This window comes from Streptomyces sp. NPDC005706 (assembly GCF_040631045.1).
GTDB lineage: Bacteria > Actinomycetota > Actinomycetes > Streptomycetales > Streptomycetaceae > Streptomyces.
The window spans coordinates 34,467-51,853 of sequence record NZ_JBEXYS010000022.1; the positions used below are offsets into that span (position 1 = coordinate 34,467).

Here is a 17,387-nt window from a genome sequence, read left to right on the forward strand (position 1 = left end):
CTGCCACGCTCGACGAACGGACGGCAATGACCACTGATTCCATGACCGAGCGCACCCCGCTGCCGCTGCCCGCCCTGCTGGCCCGGCGGGCGGACGAGATGCCCGGCACCGTCGCCTACGTCTACCTGCGCAACGGCGAGGAGATCGGCGAGCAGGTCACCTACGGGCAGCTGCACGAGGAGGTGCGGGCACGGGCCGGCGCCCTCGCCGGGCTGGCCGGCCCCCGCCGGAGCGCCGTGCTGATGTATCCCAACGGCCTGGAGTTCATCCGGGCCTGGCTGGCCTGCACCACGGCCGGTCTCATGGGAGCCCCGGTCCAGGTGCCGACGCGCACGCAGGCGGTGCGGCGGCTGCGCACCATCGCCGACGACGCGCGTACGACGCTGGTGCTGACCACCCGTGAGGTCCGCGACCAGGTGCTCGCCGACTTCGCCGGGTCGCCCGAGCTGGCCGGCCTGGAGATCGTCGCCACCGACGAGCTCCCGGCGCCGTCCGCCGGGACGGAGCTGCCCGTGCCGGCCCTCTCGGACGTGGCGCTGCTGCAGTACACCTCCGGTTCCACCGGAACGCCCAAGGGCGTGATGGTCACGCACTCCAACTTCTGGTTCAACGCCTGGGAGACGGACCGCCTCTGGCCCATGGCGGACGACGGCTCCGTCGTCTCCTGGCTGCCGTTCTTCCACGACATGGGCCTCCTGCTGGGCATCGTGCTGCCCCTGTGGGCGGGCCGGCCCTCGTACCTGATGGGCCCCGAGGCCTTCATACGCCGTCCCGGGCGCTGGCTGGAGGCGGTCTCGAGGTTCGGCGGCACCCACTCCTCGGCCCCGAACTTCGCGTACGACCTGTGCGTGCGCAGCGACAGCGTGCGCGGCTCGATCGACCTCTCGAGCTGGCGGATGGCCGCCAACGGCGCCGAGCCGGTCCGTGAGCACACGCTGCGGGAGTTCGTCGGCAAGTACGCCGCCGACGGCCTGGACAGCCGTGCCCTCTCACCGAGTTATGGCCTGGCGGAGCACACCCTCAAGGTCAGCGGAAGCGCGCCCGACGCCGAGCCGGCGCCCCTCGTACTGGACGCGCGGGCGCTGAGCCTCGGCACGGTGGCACCGGTCCCCGACGAGCTGCGCGCGACGGTGGCGACCAGCACGGTCATGAGCGTCGGCCGCACCGTCGGGGACACCCGGGTACGCATCGTCGACCCCCACACCCTGAAGGAGGCGGCACCCGACGAGGTCGGCGAGATCTGGGTGTCCGGCCCGTGCGTGACGGCCGGCTACTTCGGGCGCGAGGAGGAGAGCGAGCGGACCTTCCGCGCACGCATCGCCGGCGCCGAGTCGGACGGTCCGTACCTGCGCACCGGTGACATGGGATTCGTGCACGGCGGGGACGTCTTCGTCACCGGCCGCCTGAAGGACCTGATCATCGTCAAGGGCCGTAACCACTACCCGCAGGACCTGGAGCACACCGTCGAGGGCAGCCACCCGCTGCTGCGCCCGGCGTCCGCCGCGGCGTTCCCGGTGGACGACGGCACGGAGGAGTCCGTGGTCGTGGTGGTCGAGGGGGACAGCCGGGTGAGCAGGTACGCGAGCGCGGAGGAGGTGACGACCGCCGTGCGGGAGGCGCTGCGCCTCAACCACCGGATCGACGTGGCGGACGTGGTGCTGATCCGCCGCGGCACCCTGCCGAAGACGACCAGCGGCAAGGTGCGCCGCCGCCCCTGCCGCGAGCAGTACCTGGCCGGCACGCTGAACCGGCTCGCCGTGCCGGAGGCCGCGGCGACGGGTTCACAGTGATCTGACATTTCCCGCAGGCGCATATGAGAGTTCGTGTACATGTCGTTCCCAGGTTGTCCGGAATGCGAGGTCTCCGTCGCGGGCCCGCCGGTACGATCAGCGCATGGAACTGCGTCAGCTGGAGTACCTCGTGGCGGTGGCCGAAGAGGCCAGCTTCACGAAGGCGGCCGCGCGTGTCTTCGTGACCCAGCCCTGTGTGAGTGCGCAGATCAGGCGGCTGGAGCGCGAGTTGGGACATGACCTGCTCGACCGCGGTGGCCGGACGGTCCAGCTGACGGGCGTGGGCGCGGCGGTACTGCCGCACGCGCGCGCGGTGCTGGCCGGTATCGACGGTGTGCGGGACGCGGTGGAGAGCGTGTCCGGCGTCGTGCAGGGCCCGGTGACGCTGGGCTCCGTCGCCTCCTCCCTGTCCATGCGGCTTCCCGAACTGGTCGCGGACTTCAGCGAACAGCACCCCGCCGTGGAGATATCCCTCAGCGAGGGGAGCACGGAACAACTGGTCGACGCCGTGCGGGCGGGACGGATCGACGTCGCGGTCATAGGCGTCGGCTCCGACTCGCCGGCCGGCCTCGAAACACTGGTCATCGCCGACGAGTTGCTGATCGGGGCGGTGAGCCACGACCACCCGCTCGCCCAGCGCACCGGCATCACCGTCGACGAGGTGGAGTGTCACCCCCTGATGTGCCTGCCCGGCGGCAGCGCCCTGCGGGCCGCGTCCGACGCCGCATGGGCGGCCGCGGGCGTCAAGCCCCGCGTGGCCTTCGAGGCGAGCGACCCGCGGGTCCTGGCCCAACTCGCGGCGCGTGGCGTGGGGATGGCGATCCTTCCGGAGCGGTTCGTGCTCTCCCGGCCGGACGAGCTGCACCCCGTCGCCATCCCGAGCATGCACCTGCGCGGCGGCCTCGCCCTCGCCTGGCGGGCCGGCGGACGCATGAGCCCGGCGGCCAGGGCCCTCGTGGCACAGGCGCGCACCCAGCTCGGCTGGTCCGTGACGCCGGCCCACCAGCACGGACCGCCGGCCGGCCGTCCCTGACCCCCACTCTCACCGAAAGCGCCACGTGAACGCAGTTGACCTCGCCCGACTCCAGTTCGCCGTCACCGCGACACTGCACTTCCTGTTCGTCGCGGTGACCCTCGGACTGGTCACGGTCGTCGCCCTGACCCAGACCCGGGCGTTACGCACCGAGGAACTCGCCCTGCGGGCCACCCGCATGCGCCGCGTGCGCTTCTGGGGCGGCCTCTACGTCATCAACTACGGGCTCGGCATCATCAGCGGACTCGTCCAGGAGTTCCAGTTCGGGCTGAACTGGTCGGGTCTCTCCCACGTCATGGGCAATGTCGTCGGCGCTCCGCTGGCCGTCGAGAGCGTCGTCGCGTTCTTCCTCGAATCGACGTTCCTCGGGCTCTGGGCCTTCGGCTTCAACCGCGTGCCGCCCCGCGTCCATCTCGCGCTGATCTGGGGCGTCGCCCTCACCGCGTACCTCTCCACCTTCTGGGTCATGGTGGTCAACGGCTTCATGCAGAAGCCGGTCGGCTACGAGATGCGCCACGGCACCGCGGTCGTCACCGACTGGGGCGCCCTCCTGGCCAACGGCGCGACCTGGTACGCCGTACTGCACATCGCGGGGGCCGTGGCCCTGCTCGCCGGACTGCTCCTGGCCACCGTCAGCGCCCACCACCTGCGCCGCGGCCGGGACACCGACTTCTTCCGCCCGACGCTGGTCCAGGGCTCGCTCCTCGCGGGCGGCGGTGCGTTCGTCACCGTCGTGGCGGGTTTCGTGCACCTGGGCGCGCTGAAGGACTACCAGCCCGAGAAGTACGCCGTGCTGATGGGCCGCAGCGGCGAGGAACTCGACGCCGTGCGGGCCGATGCGGCGGCCCGGTACGGCGCCGGCGACTGGATGCCGCCCGCCTGGGTGGGCGTGGCCTCCGTGGTCATGCTCGTCATCGGCGTCCTGCTGGCCTGCGTGGCCTGGATCCCCGCCACGGCGGCCCGGGGCGGGGCACCGGGCGAGACGCTCGCGCGCCGGCGGTTCAGGCTGCGGCTCCCCGCGGTCATGCTGCCCCTGGGGTTCCTGGCCCTGGTGTGCGGCTGGCTCAGCAGGGAGGTCGGCCGGCAGCCGTGGATGGTCACCGGCGAGCTCACCGTCCGCGACGCCGTCGCCGACGTCTCCCCCGGGGGCATGCTCGCCTCGTTCGTGCTGTTCACGCTCGTCCTCGTCGTCCTGGCCGTCGTCGACTGGGTGCTGATGACCCGGTTCGCGCGGCTCGGACCGGACGTGGGGCTGCTCGGTGACACGGGGCTCTTCCCGGACGACGAGGAGCGCCGGGTGCTGCGGGAGGACGAGCGCGGGACACCCCCGGCGGACGTCCGCCCCTCCTACTGAAACCTCGATGACCGCACGTACACCCAGCTGACGGGGAATCAACCGTGGATGTCTTCTGGTACGCCCTGGTCGGGCTCCTCCTCGCCGGCTATCTGGCGCTGGAAAGTACCGACTTCGGCGTCGGCATGCTGATGCCGTTCGCCGGCACGGAGACCGGCCGCGCCCGGCTGCGGCGCTCGATCGTCCCGCTCTTCCTCGCGAACGAGGTGTGGCTGGTCGCCTTCGGCGGCCTGCTCTTCGGGGCCCTGCCCGTGGCGGAGGGCGAGGTGCTGCGGGCGCTGCGGCTGCCCTTCCTCGCCGTGCTCACCGCGTGGTTCCTGCGCGACGGCGCGCTGTGGTTCCGTACGGCGCACGAGGGCGCCGCCTGGCGACGGGCGTGGGACGCGACGCTGGCGGGCGCCAGCCTGGTACTGGCGGCCGGCTGGGGCATCGTCCTGGGCATGCTGGTCCGGGGCCTGTCCACCTCGTCCGACGGGCACGCCGTGGTCACCATGGCCGATCTGACCCACCCCTTCACGCTGCTCTGCGCGGCCCTGGCCGTCACCGGCAGCCTGCGCCAGGGGTCGCTCCACGCCGCCCGCCGCCTGCCGGAGGGCAGCGCGCTGCGGGTCGCGCTCGGCCGCCTGACGCGGGTGCTCACGCCGGTACTGCTGGTGCTGCCGCTGCTGGTCGTGGCCACCTGCGGGATGGTGACCGGCGCCCCCGTGGCGGTGGGCACCGCCGCCGCCCTGGCCGCGGCCGGCGTGTACGCCTCCGACCGGGTGCAGGCGACGGGCCGCACCGGAGCGGCCCTGCTGCTGGGGGCCGCGCCGCTGGCCGCCCTGCCCGCCATGGTCGGCGCGGCGAACGGCACCACGGTTCTGGCCACCCGCTCGGGTGTGGGAGGCGTGGAGCTCTCCCGCGCGATCGCCGACTCCGGCTCCCTGACGCTGCTGACCGCGACCGTGCTTCCGGCGCTGGTTCTCGTGGCACTGGGCCAGATGTGGTTCTGGCGGGTCTTCGCCATCAGGCCCGCATGACCGGTGGTCACGCGGTATGCCGGTACTGGCCGATGACGGGCCGTTCCCGATCGCCGAGCGGGGCGCAGCCCGCGTCAGGCGCCCGCCGCCGCGCGCCGGTGCGGGGGCCGGAACCCGGCTTCGGAGCGGTGCGGTCCGGACGGACAGGCACCGTCCGCGGCTCGCGGCCGCGCCGGACGCGAACCGAAGCCGGGCAGGGCCAGCAGGACCGGCGGACGGGTCCAGTCCTCCCGCCGGAGCACCACGTCGACGCGCGTGCAGCCGTTCGCGCCGACCTGCACGGGGCCGACCGTCCCCACGAGCAGGGGGGAGTCGCCCCACTGGTCGCCCGTCGCCCGGGCACCGAGTGTCACCGCGTGCAGGTGCCACATGCCGGGCGGAACGCTCTGCAACTGGAACGCCCCGGCCCTGTCGAGCTTCGTCCAGGCCGCGGGCTGCCCCTGGAGGATGGGGCTGTCGAACAAGCCGATGTAGAGCGGGTACCGCGACCTTCCCTGCGTACGGGCCGTCCCCGCCACGGACCCGTGGGCACCGCCCGCGACGGGCGCGGGCGCGATCTGCGGATCCTCGAGCGTGTCGCCCCGGCCGGCCCGCCGGAACTGGGTGGGGGAGAGCCCGACCGAGCCCGTGAAACGCCGCGAGAAGGTGCTGGCGCTGCTGTAACCCACTCGTGCGGATATATCGGCCACATTCAAAGAGCTGTGAATCAGCAGTGACTTCGCCTCATGCAGGCGTACGGCACTCAGGAAACGCCCGGGTGTCACGCCCGTGGTGCGCTGGAAAACCCTGATGAAATGGAACTTGCTCATCATCACCGAGCGGGCCAGGTCGTCCAGCACCAATGGCTCCTGGTAGTTCTCGCGAATGGTCGTGACGGCGCGGCGGGTGAGACGCTCCATTGTCTGGGCACTCCCTGATCTGGTCGACGACGGTACGGCATGGATGTGTGGCCGTCATGGGGCCCGCGCCGTCTCGCCGAGACGTGTGACGGCAGCACGGAAACGCACCCGTACGAACGCGGGGCAGTGCTCGCCGAGCAGGAACCCTGAAGTGGGCGAGACCCCGCGCGGGTGTGCCGCACACCTCGCACCGGACCGCGGCATCGCAGCTCAGCCGGTCTGAAGGGGCCCTCGGGTCCGGGGCCGAGGGGCCGGCCGCGCGCACGGCCGCGTCCTCAGCCGAACGTGCCGAGGGCGTTGCGTGCGTGCCGGATGGCGAGTGGGAACTCCCGCCGGGAGGCGAGGTGAAGGAATGAACGGCGAATCAGTGGAACCGACTGTGCGGCTCGGCGCGCCGGAATCTGCGTCGCAAACGCCTGAGTTCAAACTTGAACATGTGGCAACCCCCGTTGCAATCAGTCACGACTGATTGAGCTTCGCACACGAGTACGCCCCGGAGCAACCGATAACGCGCCACCGCGGAATGGCGGCGGCAAAGGTCGGTCTCGGTGATTCTCCGGCGATATCCCTGTACGTCCGGGGAAGCGAAGGATCTGGAACCCGGGGCCGGTGCGAACACCACCCGGCTGATTCCGGCCGGTGCGTACCGGCCACTTGAGCAATCTGGGCGATGACAGGGGAGCGGACCGGGCGCCATGCTGTGGACGCCGGCCGGGGACGTGCGTCCTTCCCGCCGGGAATCGCCGCCCGCGGCGCGGCCGCCGTACGGGGCGGTTGGCGCTCCGGGTTCGTTCATCGCCCTCGCCAGTCCCCCGAGGTCGCGCGCCTGTCCCGCACCTAGCCCGCGCCACCGCATGGCCGCGAGGCGTCAGGTGAGTGGTTCGCCACGTGGTCGTCCCCCGTCAACACCGTGAACCGCCTCGCTGCCGTGCTCCATCGCGCGGATGGCGCCCCGCCACCCGCGCCCGTCGACGCCAGCCGATCGAGGACCGTAACGATCATGACCAGTCATCAAGTGCAATTCCTCTTCCTGGACTTCGGGTTGATCATGCTGCTCGCCCGCGGCCTGGGTGCCCTGGCCGGCCGCCTCGGCCAGCCGCCCGTGGTCGGCGAGATCCTGGCCGGCGTCCTCATGGGTCCCACCCTGTTCGGCGCCTCGGCCACCGACCACCTCGTCCCCGCCGACGTGCGGCCGCTCCTGGGCGCGCTGGCGAACATCGGCGTGGCGGTGTTCATGTTCGTCGTCGGACTGGAGCTGGAACACCGCTTCCTGCGCGGCCGGGTGAGGATCACCCTCGGCGCGGCCCTGGGCTCCACCCTGGTGCCGTTCGCCCTCGGCATCCCGCTCGCCTTCTTCCTGCTGCGCAACCACCCGGCCCAGCAGCACGCCGCCTTCGTCGTGTTCATCGGCCTGTCGGTCTCGGTGACCGCGTTCCCCGTCCTCGCGCGCATCCTGGTCGGCCGGGGCATGTCCCGGCTGGCCATCGGCGGCCTCGCGCTGGCCACCGCCGCGGTCGTCGACGTCTTCGCCTGGTCGGCGCTGGCCGGGGTGCAGGCGGTGGTCGCCGGCGCCGACGACTACTGGCAGGTCTTGCTGCTCATCCCGTTCATGCTGCTCCTGCTGGCCGTGCGGCCCCTGCTGCGCCGGTTCCTCGTCCACGGCGGCTCCGGCACCCTCACCGCGACCGGCATGGCCGTCGTGATGGTCGGCGTCTTCCTGTCCGGCGTGGCGACCGAGTTGATGGGGCTGCACTACATCTTCGGCGCCTTCCTGTTCGGCGCGCTGATGCCCCGCGAGGGCACGCAGGCGCTGCGCGAGGAGATCCACGAGCGCACCGGTGAGATCACCTCGCTGCTGCTCCCCGTCTACTTCGTGGTCGCGGGGCTCAAGGTCGACCTGCGCGGCCTGGGCCTGGAAGGGCTCACCGAGCTCGCCGCCATCCTGTTCGTCGCCGTCGTGGGCAAGTTCGGCGGCACCTACCTCGGCGCGCGTTCGCAGGGGCTCCCCGCCGAGAGCTCGGGCACCCTGGCGGCGCTGATGAACACCCGTGGCCTGACCGAGCTGGTCGTCCTCGGGGTGGGCCTGGAACTGGGGCTTCTCGACGGCCGGTTGTACTCCATGATGGTCGTCATGGCTCTGGTGACCACCGCCATGACGGGGCCGATGCTGAACCTCATCCGTGCCAGGAGCTCCCGGCGGGGCCTGGCCGTGGTGCCCGAGCCGGGTGGTGCCGCCGGCGCCGACCCGGCCGGGGAAGGCGTGGACACCGCCGGACGGGACGCCCGTGCGGCCGGCTGAACCGGTCCGCCGGCCGGCCGTCCCGGGGAGGGCCCGCCCCAACGCGACCGCGGTGCCGGACAGTCCGGCGCAAACGGGCGTGTCCGGGTCCGGTCCCGCTGTGTAATGTGGGGAGACGTGAAGGCGGAGAACCTGAGAGGCAACCTGGAAGGCATGCTGCTGTCGGTGCTCGAGCCCGGCGCGCAGCACGGCTACGCCGTCATCGAGGAACTCAGGCGGCGCAGCGGCGATGCCATCAACCTCCCCACCGGCACGGTCTATCCGGCACTGCACCGGCTGGAGGCCGCGGGACTGGTCGGCAGCGAGTGGAACACCCACAACGGCCGTCGCCGCCGCAACTACTTCCTCACCGCCGCCGGACGTCGGGCCCTGGCCGACAAGCGGACGGCGTGGCAGGAGGTCTCCTCCCTCATCTCGGTCGTACTGGGCGGGCAGGCGTGACGGCCGTACTGGAGCGCTACACCGACCATCTGGCCCGGCACCTGGTCGGACCCGACTCGCGCCGCTCGGCGATCCTCGACGAGGTGCTGGACGGGCTGCAGTGCGCGGCCGAGTGCAATCTGGACGACTGCACCGACGTCGACGAAGCGGCGAACCGCGCCGTACTGGAGTGGGGCCCGCCGTCCGAGGTCGCCCGCGCCTACAACGACGCCACGCTGCGCATCAGCGCCAACCGGCTGTCCCTGCACGCGATCTGCGCCCTGCCGCTGCTCGCGGCGACCTGGGCGTCCGCGCTGCTCGGTGGCCCGGCCGGGCCCTGGCCGTACCATCCGCCGCTGCTGCTGACGGGGCTGTCGGTCGTGGCCTTCAGCTGCGTGCTGTCCCTGGCCGGCGCGTTCTCCGGGCTCCGCAAGGGCACCGGTATCGCCGCGGCGGCCGCCCGGCGCGACCAGATGGTGACCACCGGCACCCTCGCGGCGCTCATCGGCATGCTCGGCGTGCTCGCCGCGCTGGTCCTGCTGCTGCTCAACCGGGGCCTGAGCCACCCGGAGTCGTTGGACTGGCCCATGGTCGCCGTCCCCGCGACGCTGACCCTCCTGGCCGGCGCGTACTTCGGCACGGCCCTGAAGCGTTTCCTCGGCGTCCTGCGCGGAGCCGACCGACCCTAGGACATCGGTCGAAGAGAGCCCTCGGTGGGCGGCGCTCCCGGCTCAGGAGCGCCGCCCACCGAGGGCTCCGTCGTTTGCGGAGCGCGCCGCTCCACGCCAACTGGTGCCGAATGAAGCCCATTTGATGTTGCGTCATGCCGACGGCCGGGCTAGCTTGTCCATCGACATATGTAGCGTGGCTACACAGTAGCGTCCCTACAGGAGGGTTACCTTGGAGCGCATGACGCGATGGGTGCTCTCCCATCGGCTGCCCGTCGTACTCGTCTGGGTGGTGCTCACCCTGGCCGGAGGTGCCCTGTCGGGCAGCACGATCGACAAGCTCTCCTACGAGTCGAGGCTTCCCGACAAGCAGTCGCAGGCGGCCAACGACGCCCTGGCCCAGCGGTTCTCGCAGACCGGCGGCAAGAACGCCCCGCTGCTGCTCGTGGTGACCGTGCCCCGAGGTGCGACCGTCGACGACGACGAGGTCCGGGAAGAGTGGCGCGACCTGATCGCCAAGGTCACCCCGAAGGGCGGCCGCAGTGTCTCCTACGCGGGCACCGGCGGCGAATCCCTGGTCTCCAAGGACCAGCGCACCACCGTGGCGCTGGTCTATCCGCCCGCGAACCGCTCCAACGCCCCGTACGCCCAGTCCCTCCCCGGCGTCAAGGCGGCCGTCGAGCACGCGAGGATCGCCGGCGCCCCGGTCGAGCTGACCGGCCAGCCGGTCCTCTCCGGCCGTGACAGCGGAGCCACCCGGAGCCCGATCTACGAGACCCTGATCGGCGCCCTCGGGGCCCTGGTGGTCCTGGCCCTGGTCTTCGCCAGCGGCCTCGCCGTCGTGCCCCTGCTGATGGCCGCGGTGGCCATCCCGACCACCTTCCTGCTGGTGCGCGGCGTCACCGGTGTCACCGACGTCTCGTTCATCGTCCAGTTCCTGGTGGCACTCATCGGACTGGGCATCGCGATCGACTACGCGCTCCTCATCGTCACCCGCTGGCGCGAGGAGCGGCAGAAGCCCGGGGCCGACGGCGCCGACCCCGAGGCGCGACGCGAGGCGGTCGTACGAGCCGTCGCCAGTGCCGGTCACGCGGTCGCGCTCAGCGGCGCCACGGTGGCGATCTCCCTCGCCGCGCTCGTGGTCCTGCCCGTTCCGTTCCTGCGCAGCGTCGGATACGCGGGCCTGCTGATCCCGCTGGTCAGCGTCGCCATCGCCGTCACCCTGCTGCCCGTCATGCTGTACGGCTGGGGCGACAAGCTCGACCGGCCGCGCCGGGCCCACCGCCCGGACAGCAAGGTGTGGAGCCGGATCGCCGGGCTCACCACGCGCCGTCCGGCGCTGTGCGCCGTGCTCAGCGGCGCGGTACTGCTCGCTCTGGCCGCGCCCGTCCTCGCCCTGCGGCTGGGGCAGCCGGCCACCGCGACCCTCGCCCAGGGCGGCAAGCCCGCCGCCGCGTTCCAGCGGATCGTCGACGCGGGCTTCGGCGAGGGCATCGCCCGACCCCTCGAGGTCATCGTTCCCGAGGGGCGCGGCGACGCCGTGCACACCGCACTCGCCGGGATCGACGGCGTCGCGGGATCCGCGGCCCCGGCCGACTGGACCCGCGGCGGACAGCGCGTCATCGACGTGTGGACCACGGCCGACCCGTCCAGCGGCACCGGCCGGTCCACCGTCACCGCGGTCATGGACCTGGCCAAGGACACCCCCGGCGCCCTCGCCGGCGGCGGACCCGCCACGGACGTCGACTTCATCGACGCGGTCTACGGCTCCCTCGGGCTGATCCTGGCCTTCGTCGCCCTGCTCACGTTCGTCGTGCTCGCCCGGACCCTGCGCTCGGCCGTCCTGCCCCTCAAGGCCCTGGTCCTCAACGCGCTCTCCACCTGCGCGGCCTACGGTGTGGTCGTCCTCGTGTGGCAGAAGGGCTACGGCAGCGAGGCGCTGTTCGACACCCCGGCGATCGGCGCGATCACCATCTGGATCCCCATGGCCGTCTTCGCCTTCCTCTTCGGGCTCTCCATGGACTACGAGGTGTTCATCCTCCACCGCATCCGGGAGACCCACCTGGAGCTGACGGCCGGGGGCGAACGCGACACCGTGGTCCCCTCCGTCGTGACCGGCATCAGCCGCACGGGCCGGCTCGTCACCTCCGCCGCGCTCATCCTCTTCCTGGCTTTCACCGCGCTGGCCAGCATTCCGATCACCGACGTGAAGGTGTTCGCCACCGCTCTGGCGGCGGGCATCGTCATCGACGCCACCGTGGTCCGGGGTCTGCTCACCCCGGCTCTGGTCACCCTTCTCGGGCGGTCCAACTGGTGGTTCCCGCGCTCCTTGGGCCGGCTGCTCGTCACGACCCCCGGACAGGCACCCGGCCCGAGGACCCACCCCGCCGAAGACGACGCGGCCGGGTGCGGGGGGCAGGAGGCGGCGTCCGCCGCCGCAGACCCCACCGAGCAGGCCGGCTCCCGAAGCCGCGCCTGACCACGCAGGTCACCGCGCCGCGGCGCGGTGACCTGCGCGCGCTTTCTCACGCCTTCATCGGTGTACGCAAGGGTGGTCGCGCGGGCGCCGACGGCAGTACGGCGGCCCGACCATACGAGTGCGAAGGGAACCGACAGTGTCCACACACAGGCCCAGCCACGACGTGGTGATCCTGGGATCGGGAATCGCCGGCTCCACCCTTGGCGCGGTGCTGGCCCGCAGCGGGGCCAAGGTGCTGATCGCCGACGCGGGCACCCACCCCCGCTTCGCGGTCGGGGAGTCCATGATTCCCCAGCTCGTCGCCTGGCTCCAGGTGCTCGCCGAGCGCTACGACATCCCCGAGTTCGAGGCCCTCACCGACGCGACGACCATCAACGAGAAGGTGAGCAACACCTTCGGCCGTAAGCAGCACTTCGGCTTCATGCTGCACCGGCCGGGCCAGGAGCCCGATCCGGACGAGTCGCACCAGTTCGTCATCCCCGACGCGCTGACCTCCGCCAGCCACCTCTTCCGCCAGGACAGCGACGCCTACCTGCTGCGGGTCGCGGTCGGGCACGGCTGCGACACGCGCCAGCAGTGGCGCGCGGAGACCGTCGACTTCGACGACCACGGCGTCACCGTGACCGGCACCGACGGACACGTGGTCCGGGCGCGCTACCTGGTGGACGCGAGCGGGTTCCGCTCGCCGCTGGCCGACAAGCTCGGTCTGCGCGAGCAGCCGGCCCGGTTCCGGCACCACTCCCGGTCGCTGTTCACGCACATGATCGGCGTGAAGCCCTTCGACGACGTGCTGGACGTGCCCGAGAAGAGCCGGCCGCCGGTGCCCTGGCACAACGGGACCATGCACCACCTCTTCGAGCGGGGCTGGTTCTGGATCATCCCCTTCGACAACCACGAGCTGTCCCGCAACCCGCTGTGCAGCGTGGGCGTCACACTCGACCCGAGGCTGTACCCCAAGCCGGAGGGGATCGGCGCGGAGGAGGAGTTCGCGCGGCTGGTGAGCCTGTTCCCGGCGGTGGAGCGGCAGTTCGAGGGGGCGCGGAAGGTCAGGGAGTGGGTGTCCACCGGACGGCTGCAGTACTCCTCCGACCGGACCGTGGGACAGCGGTGGTGCCTGATGTCGCACGCCGCGGGCTTCCTGGACCCGCTGTACTCGCGCGGCATGTCCAACACGTTCGAGATCATCCACGCCCTCGCCCCGCGGCTCCTCGCCGCCCTCGCGGACGACGACTTCGACGAGGAGCGGTTCCGCTACGTCGAGGAGCTCGAGCAGGGTCTGCTCGACTACAACGACACGCTCGTCAATTGCTCGTTCATCGCCTTCTCGCACTTCCGCCTCTGGGACGCGGTATTCCGGATCTGGGGAAGCGGCAACACGCCGGGCACCCTGCGGATCAACAATGCGCTGCGCAAGTACCGGGCCGACCGCGACGCGAGCGTCTTCGACGCCTTGGAGAAGGTGCCGCACACCGGCCTCTGGTGGCCCGACAACGATCATTTCAAGGCCCTCCTCGACGGAACGGCCCGTGCCTGCGCGCAGTACGAGGCGAAGGAGATCGACGGCGACCGGGCGGCGGATATCGTTCTCGGGCTGATCGAGGAATCCGAGGCGGTGCACCCGGGGTTCGGCTGGAAGGACGTGAACCAGCGCTTCATCCACCCGGGCCGTGACCAGATAGCCGATTTCCTGCAATGGGCCGCGCGGTCCCCCGTTCCGGCGCTCAGCGGCATCGGCCGGGAGAGTCTCGAGGCGCTGCGTTCCGCGGGCGGCGCGCCGGCCTCCCGTCCCGGGGCGGCGGGCCGGTGACAGCCGCGGCCCAGGACGGGCGGACCAGCGTCCAGGAAGCCAACAAGGTCCTCGCCCGCCGTTGGTTCGACGAGGGCTGGAGCCGCGGGGCGCTGGACGTGGCCGACGAGATCTTCGCCCCGCGGTTCCTGCTCGGGGGCAAGCCGGTCGGCCCCGAGGGCCCCAAGGAGAGCGTGCGGCTGCGGCGCGCGGCGTTCGCCGGGCTCACGGTGGAGGTCGGGCTGCAGGTGGCCGAGGGCCCGTGGGTGGCCAGCTGGTACACGACGCGGGGTTCGCACGTGGGGGAGTTCGCCGGGGTGGCGCCCACCGGACGCCTGATCTCGTCGGAGGGAATTCAGTTGTGGCGGGTGGAAAACGGTCTGGTCGTCGAGGACCGCAATGTCTTCGATGTGCAGCGGGTCCTGCGCCAGTTGCGGACGCCGGACGGGAAGGTCTCGGGGCCGGCTCCGTTCGCTACGGACCTTCGCGGATGACGTTGTTCTCGTAGGCGAAGATGACGGCATGTACGCGGTTGCGGAGGCACAGTTTCTCCATTACTTTCTGGATGTGTGATTTGACGGTGCTCTGGCTGAGTGCCAATTCCGCTGAAATCTCGGCGTTGCTGTATCCGCGCGTCATGAGGCGGAATACCTCGGCCTCCCGGTCCGTGAGAATTTCCAGTGGAGACTCGCCGGCCTCCTTGCGGGCCCGGGGAATGAGCAGTGACCGGCCCGTGGCCGTGATACGGACCGCGGCCGCGAGTTCCTCGGGACTGCTCCCGCTCGACAGCACGCCCTGGACGCCGGCCTGCAGGACCTGGTCAGTGGTCGCGTCGACGTCGTCGATCAGGACGAGAGCCCTGGCCGCGGACAGCGGGGAACGGGCCCTGGACATCGCTCGGACGATGTCCAGGGCCTGGCCCGCGTCTTTGTGCGTATTGAGGACGACCACGTCGGGGTGCAGCTCGTGGTACCGGGCGGCCGCGGTCTCGCCGTCGTGCGCCGTGCCAACCACCCTTAAATCCGGGTAATTGTCGAGAATTGTGTGCAGTCCCGTCAGCGAGATGGGGTGGGAATCGATGACGAGGATGCTGAGCTGTGGCGTCACAGACATGTTTCTCCCCCGAGCGCAGTTGTGCAGTGACTGGCCAGAATAACTCGGTCCCTCTTGCCCGCGGATGCAGGACTGTGGCCGGCTTTCCGCCGTAGTGCGAGCCGTCGGGAGGACGTGCCGAACATCCGCTGCCGGGCCGATCGCCGGTCCGGCAGCGGATGTTCGGTTCGCCGTTTCCGTCAGATCTTGCGCCCGACCACCGCCGTCGTCAGGGCGGGCAGCCGGACCGTTCGCTCGACCGCGAAACCCGCGTCCGTCATCCACGCGCCGCACTCGGCCGGCGTGAAACCGCCGGCCTGAGCGGACTGCAGCATCATGATGAGGCTGAGCATCAGGCTGTCCGCCTCGCGCCGCTCGTCGTCCAGCATCGTGTCGTACACGATCACCCAGCCCCCGTCGTGGACGGCGTCGTACGCCTTGCGCAGCAGGGTCGCACGCTGCCCCATCGGCCAGTCGTGCAGCACGCCGCCGAGGATGACGACGTCCGCGCGCGGCAGTTCGGCCTGGAAGAAGTCGGCCCCGACGAAGCGCAGTCGCTCCCCGACGCCACGCTCGGACACGAGCCGGTCGAAGTGCTCGGCCATGGACGGCCGGTCCAGCACGGTGCCGGTCAGACCGGGATGGGCGGCCGCGAGGTGCGCCGCCAGGTTGCCGCGGGCACCGCCGACATCGCTGAACGACGCCACCCGCGACCAGTCGAAGACCTCCGCCAGTTCCGCCCCGACGGCTCCGCTGAAGCTGTCCATGGCGGACAGGAACTGACGCAGCCGCTCAGGGTCGTGGAAGATCTTCGTGAACGGGACCTCGCCGCCGGCGCCCTGGCCGCGGGCGGTGCCGCCACGCAGCAGTCCGGTGAAGGACTCCTGGTCACTGCCCATGAGTTCGGTGGTCATCCGCAGGAAGCCGCCCACGAATCCGTCGCGGTCCGGCAGCAGGTGCCGCAGGGTGCCGGGGCTGTTGCGGTAGCGGCCGTCCTGCCGCACCAGGAGACCGACGGCGGCCAGCGCGTCGAGGAAGACCTGGCCGGCGCGCGGGTGCAGCCCCGCCCGGCCGGCCAGCTCCGCTCCCTCCAGCGAGCCTTCGCCCAGGATCGAGAAGACCCGCAGCTCCATCGCCGCGGTCAGGAGCTTGCTCCGGAAGAAGGACCATCCGACGAACATCACGTCGAACGGGTCCTCCAGCGGCTGTTCCCCGGTCCGCCGGGACCGCCGCAGGGCGGCCGCGTCCGTTTCGAATTCTGTCGACGTCATGCCTGCCGAACCTCTTTCCTCGGCCCGTCACCGCTTTCGGCGCGTGGTTTCCCGGAGGCCGCCGACGGAAGGCCGGAGGCCGGAATCCGTGGATCCCGCCGTCCGATCCGCAGACGCAGCCGGCGCTCCACGGGGCGCTCGTAGAACTGGTACAGAAGTGCGGCGATCGCGACGCTGATGACAAGCGCGAGCGCCGCGTATCCGGCATTCGACCAGCTCGCCGCGGCAGGACGCGTGTAGAACTCCATGACGCTCTTCCTGTCGAACACCGCGGAGGCGATCTCGAAAAGCACGGTGAAGTGCAGAAGGTAGAACGCGTACGACCATTCGCCGAGCGCCACCATCGGCTTCGTCCTCAGCCACGACCGGCCGCCGGCCATGTCCCGCTGGGCCACGGTGACCACCAGCAGCGCGAACAGCGGAGCGGTGAACTGGGGCAGGGCGTCGTAGATGGTGAACAAACGCCAGGTCTCGAAACGCAGCACCCACAGGGCGAGGAAGCCGCCGGCGAGCAGGGCGGTGGCCGAGGCCACGCTCAGCGGCAGGCGCCGGCCCTTGCGCAGGGCGGCCGCCGCGACCACGCCGAGGAGGAACTCCCAGACCCGGGCGATCGGCGAGTAGACGCCGAAGATCAGGCCGTCCACGCCCGTGAACGCCGGAGGGATCTGCGGCGGATAGGCGTCCCACAGCCACAGCTTGATGCCCCAGCCCACCAGCACCAGGGCCACGGCCGCCCCGCCGAGCCAGCGCACCGACCGGCGCACCGTGAACCTCACGACGAACGGGAAAAGGGCGTAGAAGAACGCCTCGCAGGCGAGGGACCAGGTCACCGGGTTCGTGCTGCCCAGGATGTGGCCGGGCACCCACGCCTGGTACAGCAGCACCGCGGAGAGCGCCATGAGCTCCAGGTCGTGGCCCTGGCCCGGCGCCGCGTCGGGCAGCTGCAGGAACAGCGGCACCAGCACGCCCACCAGCAGCATCGGCCAGACGCGGGCGAACCGGCGGCCGTAGAACGGCATTGCCCGGTCGCCCGCCGTGTACGTCCAGGTGAGGACGAAGCCGGACAGCACGAAGAAGAACGTCACGCCGGAGGAGCCCAGGATCAGCACCGGCCTGGCATCGGGCAGCGGCAGCAGGGTGGCGACGTGGTTGAGGAAGACGGCGAGGGCCGCGATCCAGCGCAGGCCGGTGAGGGAGGGCAGCCGGTCGGCCGTACCGCCGGACGCGAGAGCCGTCGGGGACTGTGAATTCCGCGTTTGCGCGGAGGGATTCATGGA

The 17,387-nt window shown here is 71.4% G+C and carries 14 protein-coding genes; 10 read left to right on the forward strand and 4 right to left on the reverse strand.

Going from position 1 to position 17,387, the window contains the following annotated elements; all coding sequences use genetic code 11:
* Positions 1 to 41: 41 nt before the first annotated feature.
* The 4 genes from ABZ478_RS27930 (at position 42) to ABZ478_RS27945 (ending at position 5,196) form a co-directional block, all read left to right on the forward strand.
* Positions 42 to 1,790: a fatty acyl-AMP ligase gene (locus ABZ478_RS27930; RefSeq protein WP_359553462.1), complete on the forward strand. Its 1,749-nt coding sequence runs from the start codon at positions 42 to 44 to the stop codon at positions 1,788 to 1,790.
* Positions 1,791 to 1,893: 103 nt separating this feature from the next.
* Positions 1,894 to 2,823 carry a LysR family transcriptional regulator gene (locus ABZ478_RS27935; protein ID WP_359553463.1) on the forward strand — a complete coding sequence of 310 codons (930 nt, stop codon included), beginning with the start codon at positions 1,894 to 1,896 and terminating at the stop codon, positions 2,821 to 2,823.
* A 25-nt stretch (positions 2,824 to 2,848) separates the two neighbouring features.
* Positions 2,849 to 4,177 (forward strand): cytochrome ubiquinol oxidase subunit I, encoded by a 1,329-nt coding sequence (locus tag ABZ478_RS27940; RefSeq protein WP_359553464.1) that lies wholly within the window; start codon positions 2,849 to 2,851, stop codon positions 4,175 to 4,177.
* A gap of 44 nt (positions 4,178 to 4,221) precedes the next feature.
* Entirely contained in the window at positions 4,222 to 5,196 is a 975-nt protein-coding gene (locus tag ABZ478_RS27945; protein WP_359553465.1) for a cytochrome d ubiquinol oxidase subunit II, read from the forward strand.
* 74 nt (positions 5,197 to 5,270) lie between these two features.
* Here the strand turns inward: ABZ478_RS27945 and ABZ478_RS27950 are convergent, their stop codons facing one another.
* The gene (locus ABZ478_RS27950) at positions 5,271 to 6,095 is read right to left on the reverse strand and encodes an AraC family transcriptional regulator (protein WP_359553466.1); all 825 of its coding nucleotides are present in this window, start codon (positions 6,093 to 6,095) and stop codon (positions 5,271 to 5,273) included.
* A 1,000-nt stretch (positions 6,096 to 7,095) separates the two neighbouring features.
* Here ABZ478_RS27950 and ABZ478_RS27955 point away from each other — a divergent pair.
* The 6 genes from ABZ478_RS27955 to ABZ478_RS27980 all read left to right on the forward strand — a co-directional run bounded on the left by ABZ478_RS27955 (position 7,096) and on the right by ABZ478_RS27980 (position 14,241).
* Positions 7,096 to 8,394: a cation:proton antiporter gene (locus ABZ478_RS27955; RefSeq protein WP_359553467.1), complete on the forward strand. Its 1,299-nt coding sequence runs from the start codon at positions 7,096 to 7,098 to the stop codon at positions 8,392 to 8,394.
* 117 nt (positions 8,395 to 8,511) lie between these two features.
* Positions 8,512 to 8,835, forward strand: coding sequence for a helix-turn-helix transcriptional regulator (locus ABZ478_RS27960; RefSeq protein WP_358934546.1), 324 nt, complete (start codon positions 8,512 to 8,514; stop codon positions 8,833 to 8,835).
* The gene (locus ABZ478_RS27965) at positions 8,832 to 9,503 is read left to right on the forward strand and encodes a hypothetical protein (RefSeq protein WP_359553469.1); all 672 of its coding nucleotides are present in this window, start codon (positions 8,832 to 8,834) and stop codon (positions 9,501 to 9,503) included. Before ABZ478_RS27960 ends, ABZ478_RS27965 begins: the two co-directional genes overlap by 4 nt.
* 220 nt (positions 9,504 to 9,723) lie before the next feature.
* Positions 9,724 to 11,961, forward strand: a complete 2,238-nt coding sequence (locus ABZ478_RS27970; RefSeq protein WP_359553471.1) for an MMPL family transporter — start codon at positions 9,724 to 9,726, stop codon at positions 11,959 to 11,961.
* A 136-nt stretch (positions 11,962 to 12,097) separates the two neighbouring features.
* Positions 12,098 to 13,768, forward strand: coding sequence for a tryptophan 7-halogenase (locus tag ABZ478_RS27975; RefSeq protein WP_359553473.1), 1,671 nt, complete (start codon positions 12,098 to 12,100; stop codon positions 13,766 to 13,768).
* Positions 13,765 to 14,241 (forward strand): ester cyclase, encoded by a 477-nt coding sequence (locus tag ABZ478_RS27980; RefSeq protein ID WP_359553475.1) that lies wholly within the window; start codon positions 13,765 to 13,767, stop codon positions 14,239 to 14,241. The genes ABZ478_RS27975 and ABZ478_RS27980 overlap by 4 nt, the downstream gene beginning before the upstream one ends.
* Here the strand turns inward: ABZ478_RS27980 and ABZ478_RS27985 are convergent.
* The 3 genes from ABZ478_RS27985 to ABZ478_RS27995 all read right to left on the reverse strand — a co-directional run bounded on the left by ABZ478_RS27985 (position 14,222) and on the right by ABZ478_RS27995 (position 17,384).
* The gene (locus tag ABZ478_RS27985) at positions 14,222 to 14,854 is read right to left on the reverse strand and encodes a response regulator transcription factor (RefSeq protein WP_359553477.1); all 633 of its coding nucleotides are present in this window, start codon (positions 14,852 to 14,854) and stop codon (positions 14,222 to 14,224) included. The two genes, ABZ478_RS27980 and ABZ478_RS27985, sit on opposite strands and share 20 nt — an antisense overlap.
* Before the next feature lie 185 nt (positions 14,855 to 15,039).
* Positions 15,040 to 16,110 carry a methyltransferase gene (locus ABZ478_RS27990; protein WP_359553479.1) on the reverse strand — a complete coding sequence of 357 codons (1,071 nt, stop codon included), beginning with the start codon at positions 16,108 to 16,110 and terminating at the stop codon, positions 15,040 to 15,042.
* Entirely contained in the window at positions 16,107 to 17,384 is a 1,278-nt protein-coding gene (locus tag ABZ478_RS27995) for an acyltransferase (protein WP_359553480.1), read from the reverse strand. Before ABZ478_RS27995 ends, ABZ478_RS27990 begins: the two co-directional genes overlap by 4 nt.
* Between the last annotated feature and the right edge of the window lie 3 nt (positions 17,385 to 17,387).